Source organism: Dokdonia sp. Hel_I_63 (assembly GCF_007827285.1).
GTDB lineage: Bacteria > Bacteroidota > Bacteroidia > Flavobacteriales > Flavobacteriaceae > Dokdonia.
In genome coordinates this window covers 1,882,062-1,905,443 of record NZ_VISD01000001.1, presented here as the reverse complement: position 1 = coordinate 1,905,443, position 23,382 = coordinate 1,882,062, and the positions used below count along the sequence as shown (strand labels likewise).

Here is a 23,382-nt window from a genome sequence, read left to right as displayed (position 1 = left end):
GTTATTCAAAGATACAAATATGAGCAGTAGTTAAAACATAAACAAGACTCCTTTTTTTGTATAAACTCATCATAACGACAAGTATTAATTTTCCATAAAAAAAGCCCTCTAGTGAGGGCTTTCCTGTTTTCGCGAAAGCGAAAAAGTACTACTTACATTGCTCCCCATTCTTTAAGAGAGTCCATGTTCATTTTTACATAATCTTGATTCTTTGCTTCCTTTGCTCCTTCTAGAGATGCTTGTGCAGCCTTGATAGCAGCTTTCTTGTTACCTACTTTTGCAAGTAATAAAGACTGCTGGCGTAGTTGCCAGAATTTTGGCTCCTTAGTCATAGACATTGCTTTCTCCATGTACGTATTTGCCTTTTCTAGAGATTGACCAGTGCTTGAAAGATATACTGCAGCAGCATAGTAATCATTTACTCCTGGTCCAGCCATGATTTTATCAATCTGAGCCATTACTGTCTCGTTTGCCGGTACATTAAAAGGTACTGCAACAAACGTTTTATCCCACTGCATTGTTAAGTGTGCACCCTCGTTAGTAATGTGGTTGATACCCATAGTAAATGACTCTGCAACCATGTTACTCATTTGTACTTTTGCTGTAAACGTAGCTGCTACTTTACTATCATCCCAAGTTGCTGGAGTTCCCCAGTTGCTTGTATCATTGTAAAAATATACTTCCCATGCATCTTGCGTAGGCTTAGTAAATACAGCATAAGAACCTGCTCTAAGTTCCTTCCCTCCTACGGTTACTGGAGTAGAAAAGCTTACCGTAGTATTTGCATTTGCTCCCGTACGCCACATTGCACCATAAGGCACTAGATCTCCCATGATGGTACGTCCTTTCATTGCTGGGCGTGAGTATTCTAATGTAACATCTGTAAGACCTACTACTTGCATCACTTTGGCCGCTGGGCTAGGTGCTGGTGTGTCAATTTGTGCAGTAACGCCCGCAGTCATAAGACCTAAGAAAGCTACAAAAAGTAATTTTTTCATTGTTGTTGTTTTTTTAGTTAATGTGATTTTTTACGCTTTCGCGAAAAAGTCTCTCACAAAAATAAGGCGTTCTAAAGGGGTAAGTGTTAACAAAATCTTAATATCAGCGCATTCTCTTAAATGGCTTAAAACCGTTTCTTTCCATAATATGTATTTAGTGTGTGCCGCTACTCTTGATGCTTCTGTCTGCTTTACTCTTTAAATAAGGTACTCATATAGTAATGCGTCAAAATGATATATTATTTTAATTTAATTTTTGTTTAACCTTTTGGTACTTGTAATTAAACATTTTGATTGTATTTTTAAACTCTCAATAAAGCGACTATGAAAATCTATCAAATACATACCAAGCAAAATGTTCCCATCACGGTGGAGGAAGCTTGGAATTTCTTATCAAACGCTCGTAACCTAGGTACCATCACACCATCGTATATGAACTTTAATATCTTATCTGGTGCAGATAGACCTGTGTATGCAGGACAGCTTATACAATATACGGTGACTCCTATTTCTAACATTAAAATGAAATGGGTGACAGAAATTATAAGTGTAAAGGAAGGAGAGTACTTTGTAGATGAGCAAAAATATGGTCCATATACATTATGGCACCACAAACACTTTATTAAAGCAATACCGGGTGGTGTAGAGATGGAAGATATTGTAGATTATGCGGTACCCGCAGGATTCTTAGGTAGACTAGCACATCCCTATCTAGTACAACCTAAGCTTGATGAGATTTTTGAATATAGAAAGAAAGCGCTTGAAGAAAAATTTGGAGTGTACAAAGCTCCTACAGATACTACCACAACTTTAAAACAAGATATAATCGCATAACTGCATCACCACAATAACAAAGAACATTATGGGCAAAAACATACTTTTAATAGGAGGAAGTCACGGAATTGGTTTTGAAATAGCCAGCAAACTACATCATGACCACACTGTATACGTAGCATCGCGTACTAATGAAAATCTTGGAAATCTTGATGTAAATTACATCGAGTATGACACAGAAAAAGACGAACTAGATTTGAGCCAGCTGCCAGATCATATCGATGGTTTTGTATTCTGCCCTGGAACTATCAACCTTAAGCCTTTTAAAATGCTAAGCGTAGATACCTTTAGAGACGACATGGAACTCAACTTTTTGAGCATGATTAAAGTAGTGCACCAGATTATGGAGCACTTAAAAAAATCGGAGCAAGCGAGTTTAGTATTCTTCAGTACCGTAGCAGTTAAGGTAGGTATGCCTTTCCACACGAGTGTAGCTGCGGCAAAAGGCGCTATCGAAGGTTTTGCAAAAGCACTAGCAGCCGAGTATGCTCCTAAGCTTAGAGTAAACGTGATTGCTCCATCGCTTACAGATACTCCTCTTGCCAAAAGATTATTGAGCAATGACAAGAAAAAAGAAATGATGGACGCTCGTCACCCGCTTAAACGCGTAGGTACTAGCCAAGACATTGCAAACATTGCAGCCTTTTTATTAGGCGATGAGAGCTCTTGGATCACCGGACAAGTGATTGGTGTAGACGGAGGAATGAGTACGCTTAACGTAAATTAAATCCCTACATTTAATAATTATGGGTGGTACGCTTTCGCAAAAGCGTGGAACTCATTATCACAAGGCTCAAAGATGCGATTAGTATCTTTGAGCTTTCTTATGCAACAACTATGAGCAGTAATAAAGTAAATATTTTTTGGTTTCGTCGTGATTTACGATTAGATGATAACGTAGGATTTCTTGAAGCACTAAAAGGTGACTTACCCGTGCTTCCTATCTTCATATTTGACAAAGAAATTCTTGACAAATTACCAAAAGATGATGCCCGCGTGACGTTCATTTTTGAAACGCTACAAAAAATGCGCAGCACCTTGCAGGATGAGCATGATAGTTCGCTAGCCATGTATTACGATACGCCAGAAGAGGTATTTACACAGCTCAGTAAAGATTATGAGATTGCTACGGTTTTTACAAATCGTGATTATGAACCGTATGCAAAGGAGAGAGATGAGGCGATTACATCATTGCTAGAAGAAAATGATATTGAATTCAAAACCTTCAAAGATCAAGTGATTTTTGAAAAAGACGAGGTGGTTAAAGGCGATGGTGATCCATACGTAGTCTACACACCGTTTAAGAATAAGTGGAAAGAACGCTTTGATGCAGATAAAGATCTTACCATACACTACACTTCCCAGCATCTCAACAATCTTATAGAACACAGTCGACTGCCTAATCTGAGCTTATCAGACATGGGGTTTAAAAAATCTTCTATTGAGGTTCCTGAGTATGACGTCACTCCTACTCTTATCCAGAATTATGAAGACACTCGTAACTTCCCCGCACAAGATGGCACCTCACATTTAGGTCCGCATTTGCGTTTTGGGACGGTAAGTGTACGTAAAATGATGAAAAAAGCCATCGCAGAAACCAATGAGATTTTCTGGAGCGAACTCATATGGAGGGAGTTTTTTATGCAAATTCTGTATCACTTCCCACATACAAAGGATAAAGCCTTCAGATCAAAATACGACCGTATAGACTGGCGTAATAACGAAGAAGAATTTGAAAAGTGGAAAAATGGCGAGACGGGATATCTACTAGTAGATGCCGGTATGCGCGAACTCAACACTACGGGATACATGCACAACAGAGTGCGTATGCTGGTGGCGAGCTTTTTATGTAAGCACTTACTTATTGACTGGAGATGGGGGGAAACTTATTTTGCCGAAAAACTACTGGATTACGACATGAGTTCAAACGTAGGAAACTGGCAGTGGGCAGCAGGTTCTGGAGTGGATGCAGCGCCTTACTTCCGCATATTTAATCCTATGACGCAGGTTGATAAATTTGACAAGCAAAAAGAATACATCTCAAAGTGGATTCCAGAGCATGATACAGATAAGTATCCAGAGAAAATGGTAGATCACAAAGAAGCTAGAGAGCGCTGTTTAAAGACGTATAAGGAGGCGGTGGCTTAGTACGCTTTCGCGAAAGCGTAACGACACAAACAGCAAATTTCAAAAAACCTTACAAAAAAAAATAGGTTTAACAACGCTGCCAAAATTTTCACAAAGAACACATAATTACTTTTGACGCGTCTCGTACTTACTAGAGATTTGTTTTAAAAATAATTATGAAAACAACAACCATAGCAAAATTACTAACAATAATAACCATTGTGGCAATAGGTTATTTTGCATTACCAAAACTGATAGGCCTTGAACAAAGCGTTAAAGGTTTTTCTAATTTTAATGAGGTCATAGGCATTCCTAACAACATCGCGCGATACGTCACGGGAGTTGTAGAGTTAATCACAGCCATCCTCCTTATACTCTCGCTTACAAGAAAAAGTGAAGTTGCACACATTTTAGGTTATTTACTTCTAACTGGAACGATGCTAGGTGGACTACTCACAGAATATTTAATACGTCCCGAGCCTAAAATGATGCTTGTTTATATTGCCATAGCTTTGCTTATAATTGCTGTGTACCAACTTTTAAATACCTACTCACTTAAAACCGTTGATCATGAATAACTCACTAGATAAAGTAATACTCATCACAGGATCATCAAAAGGAATAGGCAGCGCGACAGCAAAACTACTTGCAGCACATGGCGCAAAAGTGGTGATTAACTACGCATCAAGCGATAAGGAGGCTTCTAAAACATTAGAAACCATCAAAGAGAACGGAGGTGATGCAATTGCTATAAAAGCAGACGTAAGTAAGCCAGAAGAAGTAGCAATACTTTTTGATAAAACAATTACTCACTATGGCAAAGTAGATGTGCTTATTAATTGTGCGGGAATCATGAAAAACAAGCCTTTTCAAGACATAGAACAAGATGATTTTACATCACAATTTGATGTAAACGTGAGAGGTGTTTTTAACACCATGCAACGCGCATACCAAGATCTTTCAGATAACGGAACTATACTTAATTTTTCATCTAGTACTACAAAAATGATGTTGCCTAGCTACGCTATTTACTCAGCAACCAAAGCTGCTGTAGAACAAATGTCACGAGTGGTGAGTCAAGAAATAGGACGCGGAATTTCTGTAAACTGCATAGCTCCTGGCCCTACAGAAACAGATTTGTTTTTAGAAGGCAAATCTGCCGACTTTATAGAGCAACTTAAAAGTAAATCCCCATTCAACAGACTGGCACAACCAGAAGATATCGCAAAAGCAGTTCTCTTTATGGTAAGCGATGACTCAAAATGGGTCTCTAGCCAAGTGCTATACACAAATGGTGGTATCGTATAGCTTTTCTTTTCGCTTTCGCGAAAGCGTACTTTTTATGTATTAGTAGCTAACAATCATTCATGCTATCATCCATACTCGCCTTCTGGAAGTCCTGATCATACACTACCAGATTCTCCATCATAGCCTTTATCGCAATACTTCCTATGGGGCTCTTTAGTATGGGAATTCTAGGTGCGTTACTTTATTATCCTGTTTCATTCTTATTAACCTCCTATCCCACCCTCAATGACTGGACTGGTGATTGGGTATGGCCAGCAACTATAGGTGTTGGGATGTTTTGGTCTTTTGGCTTTATCTGGGCTGGACTTGCTTGGCACTTTCTGCATAGTAAGATACATTCTCTACATGTGCTCAGAGTGATGTATGCGCTTATATGCTGGGCCTGGGCTGCAGTATTGTGGTATGGAGTGATAAGCAGCAACCTATCGTAACGATATCATTTTCTGGAGTTTTGATTTTGTGTATCTTAGAAGCTACCAACCGAAATGTTAGACTTTAATGAAAAAATTGACACTCCTCTACGTTTTGAGTATGATCACGCTAAGCGTCTCTGCTCAAAAACTATCAAAAAACAAACAAGCAGTAATTGCCTCTGTTGAAAAACATGAAAAAGAACTCATCCGCATTTCCGATGAAATATGGTCTATAGCCGAAACTGCTTTTGAAGAAACCCAGTCGGCTGAAATTCTTGCCAGTTACGCCGAGAAAAATGGATTTAAAGTAGATCGCGGCGTTGCAGGAATGCCTACGGCTTTTGTTGCTACGTATGGATCTGGAAGCCCTGTAATTAGTGTTTTGGGAGAGTTTGATGCACTACCAGGACTTTCTCAAAAAACAGAGCCAACAAAGAATCCGCTTAACGAAGGCGAGCCTGGTCATGGCTGTGGTCACAATATGTTTGGCGCAGCGAGTTTAGGTGCTGCCATTGCCATAAAAGAACAAATAGAAGCTGGAAAAATCAAAGGAACCGTAAAGTTCATGGGAACACCATCCGAAGAAAAGTTCTTTGGGAAAATATGGATGGTGCGTGAAGGTCTCTGGGATGATGTAGATGTAAATATTTCTTGGCATCCAGCAGCAGAAATGAAAGCAGATGTACAAAGCTCTCTCGCGCTTGTAGATTTTAAAATAGAATTTTTTGGTCAAGCAGCACATGCAAGCGCAGACCCATGGAATGGACGCTCTGCCTCCGATGCGCTTGAACTTTATACAACAGGTGTAAACTATTATCGTGAGCACGTAAAACCTACCGTACGCATGCACTACCACATCCAAGATGGTGGTCAAGTGGTAAATGTAGTTCCAGATTACTCGCGTCTATGGATGCGCGTGCGCGATACTGAACGTAAAGGGATGATGCCCGTGTATGAACGCTTACAAGAAATGGTAGAAGGCGCAGCCATCCTCGCAGATGTGGATTTTAAAGTGTCTCTTATTTCTGGGATTTATGAAGTACTCGTCAATAGAACTGGTGGAGCAGTCATGCAAAACAATCTTGAGCTTCTAGGACCTATTAATTATACGCCAGAAGAAATTGCCTTTGGTAAAAAAATTCAAGAAGTAACTGGAAAGCCTCAAGTAGGAATGGATAGTGCTATCAAACCACTTGAAGCGACTAGAGAAAATCCAGGTGGCGGTAGTACAGATGTGGGAGATGTGAGCTGGAATGTTGCAAATATTAACCTTGGTGTTACCACTGCTCCCAAGGATACACCATGGCACTCGTGGGCTGTCGTTGCTTGTGGCGGGATGTCTATTGGTCACAAAGGAATGACATATGCCAGTAAAGCAATGAGCATGACGATGCTTGATCTTTTTGAAGATCCTACGCTTGTAAACGAAGTGAAAGCAGAATATAAAGAACGTAAAGGAGATGCCGTGTACGAAGCAATTGTACCAGCAGGACCGCCGCCAGTAAACCAAGGAAAATAATGATGAATAACAAATTATCTATAAACGCAGTAGCTATTGTAGTTACTGCGTTATGCTTTTACTCATGTGCAGAAAAAACAAGCACAGCACCCGCTAATCCAGACTCAGTATCTGGATTTCAAGTTGCGATAGATCATTATGCGATTAACGTAGCAGATCTAGATCAAAGCGTCGTTTTTTATCAAGAGGTTTTCGGTTTGAAAGAAATTAAGGATGGCACAGAGCAGCCACATATAAGATGGTTTAGACTAGGATCATCGCAAGAATTACATATCATTCAAGTAGATAGCCTTGATAAGAAAATACCTAAAGGTGTACATATTGCCCTTGCTGTAGGTGATTTTGACCGCTTTCGCGAAAGCATAGAAAAAAGAAACCTCAACTACTATGACTGGCCAGGAAGTGCTAGCCAAATTTCAACACGTCCTGATAAGGTACGCCAACTCTACTTCCAAGATCCAGATGGTTATTGGGTGGAAGTAAATGATGGGAAGCAGTTTAATCACTAAAAACCTCATCATGTCTAAAACCGAAACTATGAAAGAAAATGCCATTGCTTTTTACAAAATGGCATATGAGGGAAATCCGCGAGAGGCGGTTTCTTTATACGTAGGTGATGAATATATACAGCACAATCCCGACGTCGAAAATGGAACCGAAGGATTCATTTCCTACTTTGAAAGAATGCAGGCTGAGTATCCAGAAAAGTCAATTGACTTTGTACGCGCCATTGCCGAAGGTGACCTTGTTTCCTTACATACGCATCAAATATGGCCAGACGATGATCAATACATCACGATGGACTTTTTTAGATTTGACACCAACGGAAAAATCGTAGAACACTGGGATGCTATCCAGCGAATACCAAAAACATCTGCAAATCCTAATACGATGTATTAAAACTTAGATCTTAAGTCACTCGTAGCCTAGAGTGACTTAAGACTTCATTAAATCTATTTCCTTAAGATTTTCTATTCGGTTTCTTTTTAAGAAATCGTCAATGCTTTCAAAGTTACTGCGTTGTACTTATCCTCTTGTGCAGAGTAAACTAACACGCCATCGAATAATTTAGACTTAGCGTCTGGATTTCAAGTTGCTATAGATCATTATGTCATAAATGTTGCAGATTTAGATCAGAGTATCACTTTCTATCAAGAGGTCTTTGGTTTGAATGAAATAAAAGACGGTACAGAGCAGCCACATATAAGATGGTTTAGACTAGGACCATCGCAAGAATTACATATTATTGAAGTAGATAGCCTTAATAAGAAAATACCTAAAGGTGTACATATTGCACTTGCTGTAGGTGATTTTGACAGCTTTTGCGAAAGCATAGAAAAACAAAACCTCAACTACTACGACTGGCCAGGAAGTGCTAACCAAATTTCAACACGTCCAGATAAAGTACGCCAACTCTACTTTCAAGATCTCGATGAATATTGGGTGGAAGTAAATGATAGAAAACAGTTTAATTAAAATGAAAAGTATAAGGAATGTGTGGAGATACCTTAACATTGAAGCTTATATTTACTCAGCAACTTATATTAAAAAACAATTAATGAAGTTTTTAAAAATTATCTTAATCTTATTTTCGACTGTTGTTTTTAGTCAAAATTTTTCAATTTCAAAAGTAGACTCTTTATTTAAAGAATACGAAAATACGGACGATCCTGGTGCTTCATTAGGGATAATTAAGGACGGCAAACTTATATACAAAAATGGATATGGTAGCGCAGATTTAGAGCACAATATTCCATTAACAGAACATTCTGTGTTTAACATAGCATCAATAACAAAACAGTTTGTAGCTTTTTCTATCCTCTTACTAGAAGAGCAAGGTAAATTAAACCTAGAAGATCCAATTCAGAAACATTTACCTGACTTTACAAAATATGCTTCTCCTATAACGTTATCACACCTCATTCATCATACAAGTGGTCTTAGAGATAGCGGTGTATTATTATATTTAAAAGGAATTAATAGCCTAGACAATATTGACCCTGCAGATCTGTATAAACTTATAAAATCTCAAAAAGAATTAAACTTCCCCACGGGAGAAGAATTCTCATACAGCAACAGCGGATACTTCTTATTAGTAAAAATAATAGAAAAAGTAAGTGGTAAATCGATAGATGAATTTGGTCAACATTATATTTTTAAACCACTAGGCATGTCTAATACCGTGTTTTATAATGACAATACAAAATTGATAAAAAACAGGGTATTTAGTTACCATCATAATGAATATGGTGAATTTGAAAATCAAATAATTCGCTCTGATATCGTTGGTCCAAGCGGTATATATACAACAATAGAAGATATATATTTATGGGATCAAAATTTCTATGACAATAAATTAGGAAAAGGAAATCAGGAAATTATTGATAAAATGCAAACAGAGAGTAAACTCAATGATGGCAAAGGTTCAGGTTACAGTTTTGGTCAATTTCCTAGAAGTTACAAAGGCTATAAAACTATATCTCATGGAGGAGATAAAGCTGGTTTTAAAACTCAATATTTGAGAGTACCTGAACTACATCTATCTATTATAATTTTCGCAAATAGAGATGACATTAAAAGATATCAGAAGACTTATCAAATTCTAAATCTATTTATTGATAAAGTAGAGAATAACGAATCTAATAATCAAATTGAAGATAGTGAGGTTAAAATTACAGATTTAGAATTTTTCAAAGGTGCATACGAGTTACAACCAGGCATTGAAATGGAAATCACCATTGAAAACAAATCACTAAAAGTTTTTCAGAAATGGGATAAACAAGATTATTTATTGAAATTTAAGGAAGGTAACACCTATATAGTTCCAGAAGATAATTCTCTTTCTTTTACTTTTTTAGAAAATAAGTTTGAAAAATTTCAAAAACTAGAAATCAAACAAGATAATACGACTTCAACGTTTAAAAGATTAGCAAAATCTTCTGGAGAAATAAATTTTAATGATTACGTGGGTAATTATTATTCAGAAGAACTAGACACAACTTATACTATTTTAATTAAAGATAGTCAGCTTGTTATAGAATTTTCTCCAGGACAGTCTAGTTCATTATTGGTGTCTCGTGATAGAGGCAACTGTGAGCGTCTTTTTCTAGAATTCACAAGAAAAGATAACGTAGTAAATGGCTTTAAAGGAACGGCAAATGAACGTGCTCGAAATATCGTTTTTAGACGCATAACTCATTAGCATCATTTATCTAATGATACAATGTTATTGCAAAGTATATTCTAATTCCAAAAACATCTGCAAACCTAAATACGATGTATTAAAACTTAGGTCTTAAGTCGCTCGTTACCTAGAGTGACTTAAGACTTCATTAAATCTATTTCCTTAAGATTTTCAATACGGTTTCTTTTTAAGAAATCGTCTATGCTTTCAAAGTGTTCAATAACTCGCTTCTCCTTAAATTCGAATACCTTTTTAGATAGTCCTTGTAAAAAATCACGATCGTGAGAAACAAGGATAAGTGTTCCATCAAAGGTTTGTAGTGCTTCTTTTAAAACATCTTTAGACTTAATATCTAGGTGGTTTGTAGGCTCATCCAGTATTAATAAGTTTACTGGATCAAGAAGCAACTTCACCATTGCTAGTCGTGTTTTTTCTCCTCCAGAAAGTACACTTACCTTTTTATCTAGATTATCTCCAGAAAACATAAAGCGACCTAATATATTTTTAATCTGCGTGCGCATATCGCCTTTGGCAACCTCATCTACCGTTTGGAAAACGGTAAGATCTGGATCTAATAAAGCAGCCTGATTTTGGGCGAAATAACCCACTTTTACGTTATGTCCTAGTTCGCAAGCACCTTCTACCTCGATTTCGCCAAGAATGGCTTTAATCATCGTCGATTTTCCCTCGCCATTTCTACCTACAAAGCTCACTTTTTCGCCTCGAGCGATATCCATATTTGCACTACTAAAGACCGTATGATTGTCATACTTCTTAGTAAGATCTTTCACTTTTACAGGAAAATCTCCAGACCTAGGCGCCGGTGGAAATCTCAATGCTAGTGCCGAGTTATCTACCTCATCAATCTCAATGATGGTAAGCTTTTCTAGCATACGCTCACGAGAAGAGACTTGATTTGTTTTACTATATGTTCCTTTAAAACGATCTATAAAGGCTTGGTTATCTGCAATAAACTTTTGCTGCTCTTGGTAGGCTTTGATTTGATGCGTACGACGATCTGCACGTAGCTCAAGATAGTGCGAGTAATTTGCTTTGTAATCGTAAATGCGTCCCATCGTCACCTCTATCGTACGATTTGTAATATTATCAATAAACGCCTTATCGTGAGAGATCACAACCACTGCCTTTGCCTTATTCAACAAGAAATCCTCTAACCATATCACAGACTCAATATCTACGTGGTTTGTAGGCTCATCCAGTAAGATAAGATCTGGTTTTTGTAGTAAGATTTTGGCTAGCTCAATACGCATGCGCCATCCTCCAGAAAATTCGCTCGTAGGTCTTGTAAAATCCTCACGTTTAAACCCAAGTCCTTTTAACGCTTTCTCAACTTCCTCTTCATAATTTACCTCCTCAATCGCATAGAACTTCTCTCCAAGATCGGTCACCTTGGTAATGATATCCATGTATTCCTTAGACTCATAATCTGTACGAGTTTCAAGCTCCTTGTTAAGACGAGCCATCTCCTCCTTCATTGTAAAAACAGTAGAAAACGCCTTAGAAGCCTCCTCCATTACCGTACAATCATCATCTGTAAGTAAATGCTGTGGTAAGTATGCTATGACTGCATCCTTAGGAGTTCGCACGTTACCGCGAGTAGGTTTTAGCGCTCCTGCGATAATTTTCATCATGGTAGACTTACCAGCTCCGTTTTTACCCATGAGGGCAATTTTATCATTCTCATTAATAGAGAAAGAAACATCTGCAAAAAGTGTGTCTCCGCTAAACTCAACGGCAAGGTTATCTACTGCAATCATAATATAAATTTAAGATTGCAAAAATACTATATTAAGTGGTGCTGTGTGAAGATTAGTACGCTTTCGCGAAAGCGTAATTTTCAAACATTAATCTAAGCGAAAAGATAAAAAATTAGCATACTATTCTTCTGCTAGTTCAAAAGTCAGAGGTAGCATTGCTCCTACCTTACGTGCTGCCATCGCACCTCCTGTATACAATACATCAACAGGACTGTGATTTCCGAATGAATCAATAAAAAATGAAGCTGTAGCTTCAAGTTTTGATTGCTCGTCTTGGTTATAAAGAATCTGGATATCTTCTTCAAGAAGGGTTACTTCATGCCCTTTATCTGTAGCAATTATTTTAAAAGGCGCATATGGAGCAGTCTCATATTTGCCTAGAAAAACTCTATACTTTTCTTCTACCAATTTATGATCACGTAAGGCTCTCAAAAAGTGAAGTAGTGAGCCTTTATATTCTACAGTTCTATTTTTTAAAATCTTACGGCTCGTTTTTTCTTTAATGTTTTCAAAAAACACAGTGCCCACAAAAAAGGACTTGCTCGCCATATTAAATCCATTAAGACTTTTCTCATAAGTAACCTCAAAGTCCATGAGATCATAAGATACGAGATACCCTAAGTTTTTATTTCTAATCCTAATAGGCACATTGCTGTCTGCATATAGCATTCCGTTAGTAGCACTATATCTCAACCGGATATCTTTTTCATTAAGAATTTTGACATCCTTCGTATTTAATACCGAGCCTATAAAGTACTTTTTAAAAGCTCTCATTTTACGTTCTCTTGACCAAGTATCGTCATCTAATATTACCTCATCTAGTGAAGCGATACTTTCCTTGAGGTATAGCGTTCCTAAGGAGCCTAGTTGATTGTGGGGGATAATAAGCGTCTCAAAACCTAAAACACTTATAATAAGTTCGGTTTCTATCGCATTATCTCTAGTGATTTTGAAATCTCCTTGCGCATTAGATATAGCGCCAATTGTGGTATTATTAAAATAGACAGAGGCATTCTCGATGGCAAGACTGTCTTGTGTAGCTAGTAGTGTTCCTGTAATTACATCTTGAGCGTGTATTGTTATCGCAAAAAGAAAAAAGACAATACAACTAGCTACTTTCATAAGATATAAATTACGACAACATATTATTTTTTAAGAGTAAATTTATTGATCTAAACCACTTGCTGCATCTTCGTCCATAAACCAATGAAGTTCTCCAGAGAGTGGTGAAACAAGACTTGCTGGATAATCTCTGAAATCTTCTTCTTGATTAATGATAGTGACTACCTTTTCTTCTTTTGAAGCTCCAGTAACTAGAAATGCTACGGCTTGCGCATTATTGATAATATCGCCCGTAATACTCACGCGTTGTTGTCCAGATTCTGGATGTGTAGCGACTTCGCACCAGTTTGATGAGTCCCACAACTCTATCTCATGAGGAAATATAGATGCAGTATGACCATCGTCTCCCATACCTAATATGACTAAATCAAATTGAGGCACCTCATTTTCTGAAGCGAGCGTACTTTCTAAAACCTCTGCATAGCGTATAGCTTCTGCTTCTGGATTATTTTCGCCAAGGATGCGGTGTATATTTTCGGCAGGGATATTAATTTTTGAAAATAAATGATCGACGGTCATTTTGTAATTGCTTTGCTCATCTGTAGGAGCGACACAACGCTCATCACCCCAATAAAACTGGAACTTAGACCAGTCTGCATCTTTATGCTTCTCTGCAAGTAAGTCAAAAACAATTTTAGGAGTACTTCCTCCAGATAGCGCAACAGTAAAACGATCTTTACCACTTGCAGCTTCCATTAAATAAGTAGCAAAATCTTGTGCTACATCTTGCTTTGTTTTTGATATATGTAGTGTCATTGTTTTCTATTCTATAATTACAACCGCAGAACGCTAGTTAAAATGGGTAACAACTCAATTTTGTTATTCTATCACACAGTATCCTGGATCATCTGCTAGATGTGCTCCTGGATTACGCCAGCCGCCACGACCTTCTATAAGATCATCTGCAAATTCTGGTCCCCAGACTCCCGCTGCATAACCATACATCTTTACATCACGACTTGTCCAATATTCTAGTATAGGATCTGTAAATCTCCATGCTGCTTCTACCTCGTCTGCACGAGAATATAAAGTAGCATCACCTTGCATTGCATCAAGCAATAGACGTTCGTAAGCCTCCATAATATCTGTATCACCTAAGCTAGAGTAGTAAAAATCAAGATTACCACGTTCTACCTTAAATCCTTGTCCTGGCACTTTCACACCAAACTTTACTAAGATACCCTCATCAGGTTGAATACGTATGATGAGTTTATTATCCTTATTAATGTCTGAGTTTTTAAAGATCTGGTGGTGCGGTGACTTGAAGTGTATCACAACTTCTGTAACCTTAGTAGGCATACGTTTTGCCGTACGCACATAAAAAGGAACATCTGCCCATCGCCAGTTATCTACAAAAAACTTAACCGCAGCATAGGTTTCTGTAATACTATCTGGGTCTACATCTTCTTCCTCGCGGTAGCTATTTACACGCTCGCCATCTATCTCACTGCTTAAATATTGCCCGCGTATGGTATTTTTATCAAGCACCTCTGGGTCTGTCATTAATCGTAATGACTTTAGTGCTTTTAACTTCTCGTTACGTATTTCTTCTGGATCTGCACTTAATGGCGGTTCCATTACTATTAATGCAACAAGCTGTAATAAGTGACTTTGAAACATATCTCGCAATGCTCCAGACTTATCATAATAACCACCACGAGACTCTACGCCTCCACTCTCTGCATTTGTAATCTCAACGTGGTCTATGTAGTCACGATTCCATAAAGGTTCAAAAATGCTATTTGCAAATCGGGTGACAAGTATATTTTGAACGGTCTCTTTACCTAAGTAATGATCTATTCTATAAATCTGCGATTCTTTAAAATATCTGTGTAATCCCTCGTTAAGTGACTTTGCAGTCTCAAGACTGTAGCCAAAAGGTTTTTCTACTATAAGTCGTTTCCAACCTAGACGCTCATCATTAAGTCCTTTTGCAGTAAGATTCTTTGCAATGGCTTCAAATAAACTAGGCGGTGTAGATAAATAGAAGATGATATTATTATCACACTGGTATGTGGTATTGATATCTTGTATACGCTCATTAAGCTCACGGTAATCTACATCGTATTTTTTATGAAGATCTTCATAAAATAACTTCTCAGAAAATGCGGCTATAAACTCCTCACTATCGTCTAGATATTTGCTTTCTAGCGCTACGCGTTTTCTAAACTCCTCATCGGTCATAAAACTACGCGCCACACCAAGTACAGCAAAATGCTTAGGTAGGTGTTTATCTTTATATAATTTATATAGAGCAGGAACTAATTTTCGAGCAGTGAGGTCACCCGAGGCGCCAAAAATGACTAATAACTGATTCTCTGTCTTGCGCATATGAATAACTTATTTAAGGTGCTTCAAAAGTATTGAAACTTTCGTCCATTCCCAACCGACTTCCCTACCACTTACTCACAAAAACAATTATTTTTCCACTATTTTTGAAGAGCAATGCCCACTGATAATTTTGAGCTGCTTTTCTGAGCATATTAGTGGGGAATGAAACTTTACTTATGAAAAATTCTTACGATTTTGGCTTGGTTGGACTGGGCGTAATGGGACGCAACTTTATATTAAATGTAGCCGATAATGGCTTTAGCGCGATGGGCAATGATCTTGACCCAGAAAAAGTGCAAGCGCTTATAGAAGAAGGCGGTGACCCAAAACGCGTAGATGCGACGGTTGATATATCCGCTTTCGCGAAAGCGTTATCATCCCCACGTAAAATCATGTTACTAGTACCCGCAGGTAAAGTAGTAGACATCGTCATAGAAAGTTTACTACCACACTTAGATAAAGGAGATATCATCATAGACGGAGGAAACTCTTTCTTTACCGATACAGACCGAAGAGAAGCTTACTTATCTGAAAAAGGAATTCACTTTTTTGGAGCAGGAGTTTCTGGAGGAGCCAAAGGCGCACGTATAGGACCTAGCATCATGCCTGGAGGATCAAAACCTGGATATGCAGCAGTACAGCCTATTTTTGAAGCAGTATCTGCCAAATACAACGGAGAACCTTGTGTTGCTTACTTAGGACCTAAATCTGCTGGTAACTATGTAAAAATGGTGCACAACGGTATTGAGTACGGACTCATGCAACTCACTTCTGAGATATATGACGTGCTTAAAAAGGCAGGAAACTTATCTAATCAAGAACTTCACGAAACCTATAAATCATGGAATGAAGGACGTTTACAATCCTTCTTAGTAGAGATTACATCAGAAATTTTTGCCGAAAAGGACACTCTTACTAGTGGTGACCTTGTAGACCAGATTCTTGATAAAGCAAAACAGAAAGGCACAGGAAAATGGACTTCGCAAAATGCGATGGATCTTGGTATTCCCGTACCTTCTATTGATATTGCTGTGAGTATGAGAGAAATCTCTGCACTTAAAGATGAGCGCACCATTGCAGACTCTCTGTACGATCGTCCAGAAGTGGCAACAATGGATAAAGAAAAGCTGACTAAACTTACAGAAGAAGCGCTTTACTTCTCTTACATTATTACTTATGCTCAAGGTTTGCATCAGCTAGCAGATGCATCTAAGGAATATGGATATGACCTCGATATTGCAGTAATTGCAAAAATATGGAGAGCTGGATGTATCATAAGAGCAAAGCTCCTTGCAGATATCACAGATGCTTTTACAGAAGATACGGAGCTACCTAATCTATTGTTATCTCCATCGTTTATTAAAAAAATACAAAGCACTGTGGACTCGGCTAGAGAACTTGTTGCTTACGGAGCTATTAATGGAATCCCGCTTCCTGGAGTATCAAACTCGTTAACTTATTTTGACGCATATACTTCTACGAGATTACCACTTAATCTTATCCAAGCACAACGAGATTATTTTGGTTCACACACCTACGAAAGATTAGACCGCGAGGGAATCTTCCACACAGAATGGGAGAAATAAGAACGCAATAATTAATATCACCATTGAAGCACTTCCCTATTGTATCATAACAATATCTTTTTAAGAAAATCTAGCACATGGACAGCAGCTGCATGGCTTGTTGTCGTGCTTTTAAGTCTATTTGTAATAGGTTGTTCAAACACTACAAACACTGATCGAGATCATGAGGTTTTTAGATACAACGAGCAATACCAGATTTCAACATTAGATCCTGCTTTTGCTCGTAATCCGCCTATTATCTGGCCGGTGAATCAATTATTTAATGGACTTGTACAATTAGATAATCATCTTAATGTGCAGCCAGATATCGCTAAGTCTTGGATAATTTCTGAAGATGCCCTCACCTACTCTTTCACGCTACGTGATGATGTAAAGTTTCATAAACATGAAGCTTTTAATACTGTAGATAGCACAAGGAATGTGGTTGCAAGTGACTTTGTATATTCCTTTGATAGACTTACAGATCCAGCTATCGCATCACCTGGAAGTTGGGTACTTAGTAATGTGGAACATTATAAGGCAGAAAATGACAGTACTTTTACAGTAAAATTAAAGCAGCCTTTTCCAGCCTATTTAGGATTGCTTAGCATGAGATACTGCTCTGTTGTACCTAAGGAAGTGACTACTTTTTATGGAAACGAATTTAGGTCAAACCCTATAGGTACTGGTCCGTTTAAATTTAAACGTTGGGAAGAAGGCGTGAAACTCGTACTTCGTAAAAACGAATTATATTATGAGAAAGATGCTGATGGAAATAGTCTTCCTTACTTAGAGGCGGTTGCCATTACATTTTTGCCAGACAAGCAAAGCGAATTTTTACAGTTTGCTCAAGGTAATATTGATTTTTTAAATAGTCTTGATCCTTCTTATAAAGACGAGATACTCACTGCCTCTGGACAACTACGAGAAAAATATCAAGATCAAGTAAATTTTGAAAAAGTGCCATGGCTCAACACTGAGTATATAGGTTTCTATCTAGATAGTAACACTCCAGAAGTTCAATCTACTTTATTACGTAAGGCAGTGAACTACGGTTTTGATCGTGAGAAAATGATCACCTACCTGCGCAATGGGATAGGAAAACCTGCAGTAAACGGTTTTATCCCCAAGGGGCTTCCTGGTTTTAACGACATAGATGGTTATAATTACAATCCTACACTTGCTAAAGAACTTGTAGCTCAGTACACCGCACAAACTGGAGATCAGTCACCACAACTCACTATCGGTACAAATAGTCAGTATCTTGATATATGTGAGTACATTCAACGGGAGCTACAAAAAGTAGGACTGGATGTACAAATTGATGTGATGCCTCCATCTACCTTACGTCAGATGAAAAGTAGTGGTGAGCTAGACGCTTTCCGTGCTAGTTGGATAGCAGATTATCCAGATGCCGAAAACTACTTGAGTTTATTTTACAGTAAAAACTTCACTCCTAACGGACCTAACTATACACACTTTAAAAGTGCGACCTTCGACAGTCTTTACGAGAAAAGTTTAAGTATTGTAGATATTAATGAACGCAAACAGTACTATATAAAAATGGACTCTCTTATTATAGAGCAATCCCCTATTATTCCGCTTTATTATGACGAAGTGGTACGATTTACACAGAAGACCATTTCAGGTTTTGAACCCAATGCTCAGAACTTTTTAGTTTTGAAACATGTGAAAAAGAGTAAAAAGTAGTGTGATTACGCTTTCGCGAAAGCGTACCTAAAAAAATTACAACATCGAACAAAAAGACACTTACAACACCATTTTATCACCTTCTGAAGAGACACTCTTTAAAGATCGTAATAGCAAATTCTTTGGCTATGCATTTCCCGTTACCACAGAGGAAGAAGTCAAGGAACGTATAGATGCACTAAAAAAGCAGCACTATCAAGCCAGGCACTGGTGCTATGCTTATGTGTTAGGTAAGGAATACGAACAATACCGAGCAAATGACGATGGCGAGCCTTCTAACAGTGCGGGTGCTCCTATTTATGGACAGCTACAATCTTTTGATGTTACAAATGTACTTGTGGTGGTTGTAAGATATTTTGGTGGAACAAAATTAGGTGTAGGTGGTCTAATCAATGCTTATAGAACGGGTGCACAACTCGCACTTGAGAATGCTCGTATTGTAAAGAAAACAATTGATATTCCTTTCTCAGTACAATTTGAATATCCCCTACTCAACAAAGCAATGCGCTTAATAAATGATCATAAGGTGACCATTATCGAGCAAAAAATGGAAATGGACTGCGTCTTCCATCTCGCCATACGCAGAAAAGAGTCTGAAAAGGTGATTGAGGCTTTTAATGAAGTCTATGGAATTAACCTTCTAAAAGAAGATTAATTAGAGCTTCTCTAAAATGTATTTTGGGCACCTCATAGGTCTCCCAGTTTTAGTATTCATAAAGATCAATTCTGTACTTGCCACTGTTAATAACTCTTCCTTTTGGTTATAAACTTTATAATCGAACATAATACGCACCGTAGGAATATTCCTAAGTGAAGTTTCTATTTTAAGGCGATCATCGAAAAGTGCAGATTTTTTAAAGGTCGTATTTAAATTATATACCGGTAGCATAACTCCATTTTCTTCCATCCATTTATATGAAATTCCAAGCTGTTCTAGCCATTCAAGTCTCGCAATTTCAAGATATTGAGCGTAGTTACTATGGTGCACAAAGCCCATCTGGTCGGTTTCTGAGTAGCGAACTTTAACAAAAGTAATATGGTTTTTCACAGTAGAGAGGTCTAATTTTTTGTAATTTTAAATCTGATATATGATGCAACAAAATTTGCAAAAAAACAACCCTCTACTAGTTTTTTTATTACTTTTTTTGTTCACATATTTGCTTAGCTTTTAAAGGGGGCCTTATCAACAATACGATAATCCTTTTAAAAGGCATTCTGTACTAAAAAACAACCAATAATTTAACTCAACGAATGACTCTAACTGCGCAATCTGTATGGGATAATTGTCTCTCTTTTATTAAAGACAATATTACACCCCAGGCATACAAGACGTGGTTTGAACCGATTAAAGCGGTCAAGCTCACAGATAACGCATTAAGCATACAAGTGCCTAGTAAGTTCTTTTATGAATGGCTAGAAGAGCACTATGTTAAACTTCTTAAAGTTGCGCTTAACAAAGTACTAGGTGAAAATGCCAAACTGGTTTATGTAATCAGAATGGAAAACACTTACGGAAACAATCAACCGTTTACTGAAAAGATTCCTAGTGCAAATCGTAGCACTATGAAATCTCAAGATGTTGATGCTCCATTTAAAAACAAGAACCCAGAGCTTAAAAATCCTTTTGTAATTCCTGGTATCAGAAATTTACAAATTGAATCACAGCTCAATCCTAATTATAACTTTGATAACTTCCTTGAAGGCGACTCTAACCGTCTTGCACGTTCTGCAGGAATGGCAGTTGCAAATAAACCTGGAGGAACATCATTTAATCCACTACTCGTTTTTGGCGGTGTAGGTTTAGGAAAAACTCACCTTGCACACGCTATAGGTGTTCAAATAAAAGATAAATATCCAGCAAAGACTGTTTTATACATATCTGCTGAGAAGTTTACACAACAGTATATTGAGTCTGTAAAAAAGAACAACAGAAATGACTTTATACATTTCTATCAAGTTATTGATGTTCTTATTGTAGATGATATTCAATTACTAAGTGGTAAAGCAGGAACTCAAGATGTGTTCTTCCATATCTTTAATCACCTACATCAGAATGGTAAGCAAGTAATTCTTACCTCAGATAAGGCGCCGGTTGATATGCAAGACATCGAGCAACGCCTTCTTTCTCGTTTTAAATGGGGATTAAGCGCAGAGCTACAACACCCAAGCTTTGAAACGCGTATAGCCATCATAAAGCAAAAGCTATATCAAGATGGTGTTGAGATGCCAGAAGAGATTGTAGAATTTCTTGCAAATAACATCAAGACAAATGTAAGAGAGCTAGAAGGTGCTATTATATCACTTATTGCTCACTCTTCTTTCAATAAGAAAGAAATCACATTAGATTTAGCTAAGAAGATTGTAGACAACTACGTGAAGCATACGAAGCGCGAAGTATCTATAGATTACATACAAAAGATTGTATCAGATTACTTCCAGATGGATGTAGAGACACTACAGTCTAAAACTCGTAAACGTCACATTGTACAAGCGAGACAGCTCGCTATGTTCTTTGCAAAGAAGCTTACAAAGGCATCACTTGCAAGTATAGGTTCTCAAATAGGACAACGCGATCACGCAACCGTATTACACGCTTGTAAAACGGTAGATAACCTTGCTAGCACAGACAAGCAGTTTAGAAAATACGTAGAAGATTTAGGAAAGAAGCTCTCTGTGTAATTTCTAACTTAAATTAAACATATAACAAAGCCTCTACATTTTCACGTAGAGGCTTTGTTAGTTTTTAGGAATGAATAAAAACTATTGAGTCACTTATTTCTTTTTAAATGTTGTCACTCGCAGCTTTTTCTCTAGAAGAACTAACTATACCGTAAATCGTTACAGCCATACCCGTGAGAAGAAAGCCAAAAATAAAATAATTACTAGCCTCTAAAGCCATACACATAATACCAGTAGTTATAAGTACACCACCAAAAGTTGATATCCATTCTCCTTTTGAACTTTTTTGAATTTTCATGATATTACTTCTATTGTTAGAAATGTCAATATACAATTAACATCACAAATAGTTAACGTCTAGGCAAATCGCTTTCCTCATCTTTTAATGGAAGCTCAGAACTTCCCATTAAAAACTTATCTACGTGATGTGCTGCTTGACGCCCTTCAGAAATTGCCCAGACGATAAGGGATTGCCCCCTACGCATATCACCTGCTGCAAATACACCAGAAACATTAGTACTATAATCAGTTGCCTTAATGTTACCTCTCAAATCTGTATCGAGATGTAATTGGTCAATTAATGTTTTTTCTGGACCGGTGAAACCTAATGCTAGAAATGCCATATCACATTCCCATTCTTTTTCTGAATTAGGAACTTCTTTTAACTCTCGTCTTCCACTTTCATGAGTAATCCACTCCACCTCTGCGGTAATTAGTCCTGTAAGATTTCCTGCAGCGTCACCCACAAATTCTTTGGTAGATATACTAAACACACGATCAACCCCTTCTTTATGTGAAGAACTTGTGCGTAATCGCATAGGATAATATGGCCAAGGCTGTTCTGTAGGTCGCCCTACAGTAGGCTTATTAAGAATCTCAAAGTTAGTCACACTACTTGCTCCTTGCCTATTACTCGTGCCTATACAATCAGAACCTGTATCTCCGCCTCCTATTACAACAACGTTTTTACCGGTTGCTACAATTTCTTCTTCCCAATCATTTAGACCATCTTGACGCTCATTATTTTGCTTTAAAAAATCCATTGCTTGATACACTCCTTTAAGATGTGCACCCTTAATTGGTATTGATCTTCTTATGGTTGCTCCTCCGCACAGTACAATAGCATCGTACTCATCTTGGAGCGCCTCTACACTTATGTTATTACCCACATGCGCATTTGTTTTAAAGGTGATTCCTTCTTCTTCAAGGACCTCAAGACGACGATCTATTACATTTTTTTCCATCTTAAAATCTGGAATTCCATAACGTAGTAATCCGCCCACTTTTGCATCCCTTTCAAAAACAGTCACCGCATGTCCAGCTCTGTTAAGCTGTTGTGCCGTAGCAAGTCCAGAAGGTCCAGAACCAATAACAGCAACAGATTTCCCTGTACGTTTCACAGGTGGTTGCGCAGTAATCCATCCTTCTTCAAAAGCACGCTCTACTATATTTTTTTCTATATTTTCAATAGTTACTGGATCTTCATTAATACCAAGAACACAAGCTTCCTCACATGGGGCAGGACAAAGTCTTCCTGTAAATTCTGGAAAATTATTAGTTGCATGTAATATCCCTGCAGCCACTTTCCAGCGACCTTTATACACTGCATCATTAAAGTCTGGTATGAGGTTACCTAGCGGGCATCCAGAATGACAAAATGGAATCCCACAATCCATACACCTTCCTCCCTGCTTTTTGAGATCTGACTCTTCAAGAGGAACGGTAAATTCTTTGTAATTTTTTAAGCGTTCCTCCGGAGCTACATAGCTCTCATCTTTGCGCTTATATTCTAAAAATCCTGTTACTTTTCCCAT

Annotated in this window: 23 protein-coding genes; 15 read left to right on the top strand and 8 right to left on the bottom strand. The window is 37.8% G+C overall.

What is annotated here, in order from left to right; all coding sequences use genetic code 11:
- Positions 1-152: 152 nt before the first annotated feature.
- Entirely contained in the window at positions 153-998 is an 846-nt protein-coding gene (locus tag JM84_RS08380; protein ID WP_144783722.1) for a DUF2911 domain-containing protein, read from the bottom strand.
- Between the two features lie 324 nt (positions 999-1,322).
- Between JM84_RS08380 and JM84_RS08375 the strand changes: the two genes are divergently transcribed.
- The 11 genes from JM84_RS08375 to JM84_RS08325 all read left to right on the top strand — a co-directional run bounded on the left by JM84_RS08375 (position 1,323) and on the right by JM84_RS08325 (position 10,401).
- Positions 1,323-1,832, top strand: a complete 510-nt coding sequence (locus tag JM84_RS08375) for an SRPBCC family protein (protein WP_144783720.1) — start codon at positions 1,323-1,325, stop codon at positions 1,830-1,832.
- Positions 1,833-1,860: 28 nt separating this feature from the next.
- Positions 1,861-2,559, top strand: coding sequence for an SDR family NAD(P)-dependent oxidoreductase (locus tag JM84_RS08370; RefSeq protein ID WP_144783718.1), 699 nt, complete (start codon positions 1,861-1,863; stop codon positions 2,557-2,559).
- A gap of 110 nt (positions 2,560-2,669) precedes the next feature.
- Positions 2,670-3,980: a cryptochrome/photolyase family protein gene (locus tag JM84_RS08365; protein ID WP_144785159.1), complete on the top strand. Its 1,311-nt coding sequence runs from the start codon at positions 2,670-2,672 to the stop codon at positions 3,978-3,980.
- Positions 3,981-4,135: 155 nt separating this feature from the next.
- Entirely contained in the window at positions 4,136-4,537 is a 402-nt protein-coding gene (locus tag JM84_RS08360; protein ID WP_144783716.1) for a DoxX family protein, read from the top strand.
- Complete coding sequence (locus JM84_RS08355) at positions 4,530-5,267, top strand: SDR family oxidoreductase (RefSeq protein WP_144783713.1); 738 nt, start codon at positions 4,530-4,532, stop codon at positions 5,265-5,267. The genes JM84_RS08360 and JM84_RS08355 overlap by 8 nt, the downstream gene beginning before the upstream one ends.
- Positions 5,268-5,410: 143 nt before the next feature.
- Positions 5,411-5,698 (top strand): hypothetical protein, encoded by a 288-nt coding sequence (locus tag JM84_RS08350; protein WP_222428942.1) that lies wholly within the window; start codon positions 5,411-5,413, stop codon positions 5,696-5,698.
- A 67-nt stretch (positions 5,699-5,765) separates the two neighbouring features.
- Complete coding sequence (locus tag JM84_RS08345; RefSeq protein WP_144783711.1) at positions 5,766-7,199, top strand: amidohydrolase; 1,434 nt, start codon at positions 5,766-5,768, stop codon at positions 7,197-7,199.
- Positions 7,199-7,708 (top strand): VOC family protein, encoded by a 510-nt coding sequence (locus JM84_RS08340; RefSeq protein WP_144783709.1) that lies wholly within the window; start codon positions 7,199-7,201, stop codon positions 7,706-7,708. The genes JM84_RS08345 and JM84_RS08340 overlap by 1 nt, the downstream gene beginning before the upstream one ends.
- Positions 7,709-7,718: 10 nt before the next feature.
- Positions 7,719-8,099 carry a nuclear transport factor 2 family protein gene (locus JM84_RS08335; protein WP_144783707.1) on the top strand — a complete coding sequence of 127 codons (381 nt, stop codon included), beginning with the start codon at positions 7,719-7,721 and terminating at the stop codon, positions 8,097-8,099.
- A 198-nt stretch (positions 8,100-8,297) separates the two neighbouring features.
- Positions 8,298-8,675 carry a VOC family protein gene (locus JM84_RS08330; protein ID WP_144783705.1) on the top strand — a complete coding sequence of 126 codons (378 nt, stop codon included), beginning with the start codon at positions 8,298-8,300 and terminating at the stop codon, positions 8,673-8,675.
- Positions 8,676-8,757: 82 nt separating this feature from the next.
- Positions 8,758-10,401 (top strand): serine hydrolase domain-containing protein, encoded by a 1,644-nt coding sequence (locus JM84_RS08325; protein ID WP_186439109.1) that lies wholly within the window; start codon positions 8,758-8,760, stop codon positions 10,399-10,401.
- Positions 10,402-10,520: 119 nt separating this feature from the next.
- Here JM84_RS08325 and JM84_RS08320 read toward each other — a convergent pair whose 3' ends face one another.
- The 4 genes from JM84_RS08320 to zwf form a co-directional block, all read right to left on the bottom strand.
- Positions 10,521-12,161 carry an ABC-F family ATP-binding cassette domain-containing protein gene (locus tag JM84_RS08320; protein WP_144783701.1) on the bottom strand — a complete coding sequence of 547 codons (1,641 nt, stop codon included), beginning with the start codon at positions 12,159-12,161 and terminating at the stop codon, positions 10,521-10,523.
- 120 nt (positions 12,162-12,281) lie between these two features.
- Positions 12,282-13,283 carry a carboxypeptidase-like regulatory domain-containing protein gene (locus tag JM84_RS08315; RefSeq protein WP_144783699.1) on the bottom strand — a complete coding sequence of 334 codons (1,002 nt, stop codon included), beginning with the start codon at positions 13,281-13,283 and terminating at the stop codon, positions 12,282-12,284.
- 42 nt (positions 13,284-13,325) lie between these two features.
- Positions 13,326-14,039, bottom strand: a complete 714-nt coding sequence (gene pgl / locus JM84_RS08310; protein WP_144783696.1) for a 6-phosphogluconolactonase — start codon at positions 14,037-14,039, stop codon at positions 13,326-13,328.
- A gap of 63 nt (positions 14,040-14,102) precedes the next feature.
- Positions 14,103-15,614: a glucose-6-phosphate dehydrogenase gene (gene zwf, locus JM84_RS08305; protein WP_144783694.1), complete on the bottom strand. Its 1,512-nt coding sequence runs from the start codon at positions 15,612-15,614 to the stop codon at positions 14,103-14,105.
- Between the two features lie 176 nt (positions 15,615-15,790).
- Here zwf and gndA point away from each other — a divergent pair, with 176 nt between their 5' ends.
- From gndA to JM84_RS08290, 3 genes are read left to right on the top strand one after another with little or no spacing between them, the layout of a single operon-like run.
- Positions 15,791-17,200, top strand: coding sequence for an NADP-dependent phosphogluconate dehydrogenase (gene gndA, locus JM84_RS08300; protein WP_144783692.1), 1,410 nt, complete (start codon positions 15,791-15,793; stop codon positions 17,198-17,200).
- A gap of 39 nt (positions 17,201-17,239) precedes the next feature.
- Positions 17,240-18,889, top strand: a complete 1,650-nt coding sequence (locus tag JM84_RS08295; protein WP_409994607.1) for an ABC transporter substrate-binding protein — start codon at positions 17,240-17,242, stop codon at positions 18,887-18,889.
- Between the two features lie 43 nt (positions 18,890-18,932).
- The gene (locus JM84_RS08290; protein ID WP_144783690.1) at positions 18,933-19,544 is read left to right on the top strand and encodes an IMPACT family protein; all 612 of its coding nucleotides are present in this window, start codon (positions 18,933-18,935) and stop codon (positions 19,542-19,544) included.
- On the opposite strand, the gene JM84_RS08285 is transcribed toward JM84_RS08290, so the two are convergent.
- Positions 19,545-19,937, bottom strand: a complete 393-nt coding sequence (locus tag JM84_RS08285; protein WP_144783688.1) for an acyl-CoA thioesterase — start codon at positions 19,935-19,937, stop codon at positions 19,545-19,547. It lies immediately after the preceding gene.
- Positions 19,938-20,140: 203 nt separating this feature from the next.
- Here JM84_RS08285 and dnaA point away from each other — a divergent pair, with 203 nt between their 5' ends.
- Complete coding sequence (gene dnaA, locus JM84_RS08280) at positions 20,141-21,568, top strand: chromosomal replication initiator protein DnaA (RefSeq protein ID WP_013749500.1); 1,428 nt, start codon at positions 20,141-20,143, stop codon at positions 21,566-21,568.
- A gap of 103 nt (positions 21,569-21,671) precedes the next feature.
- On the opposite strand, the gene JM84_RS08275 is transcribed toward dnaA, so the two are convergent.
- Both JM84_RS08275 and JM84_RS08270 read right to left on the bottom strand, forming a co-directional pair.
- Positions 21,672-21,866, bottom strand: a complete 195-nt coding sequence (locus tag JM84_RS08275; RefSeq protein WP_144783686.1) for a hypothetical protein — start codon at positions 21,864-21,866, stop codon at positions 21,672-21,674.
- 52 nt (positions 21,867-21,918) lie between these two features.
- The gene (locus JM84_RS08270) at positions 21,919-23,382 is read right to left on the bottom strand and encodes a glutamate synthase subunit beta (RefSeq protein ID WP_144783684.1); all 1,464 of its coding nucleotides are present in this window, start codon (positions 23,380-23,382) and stop codon (positions 21,919-21,921) included.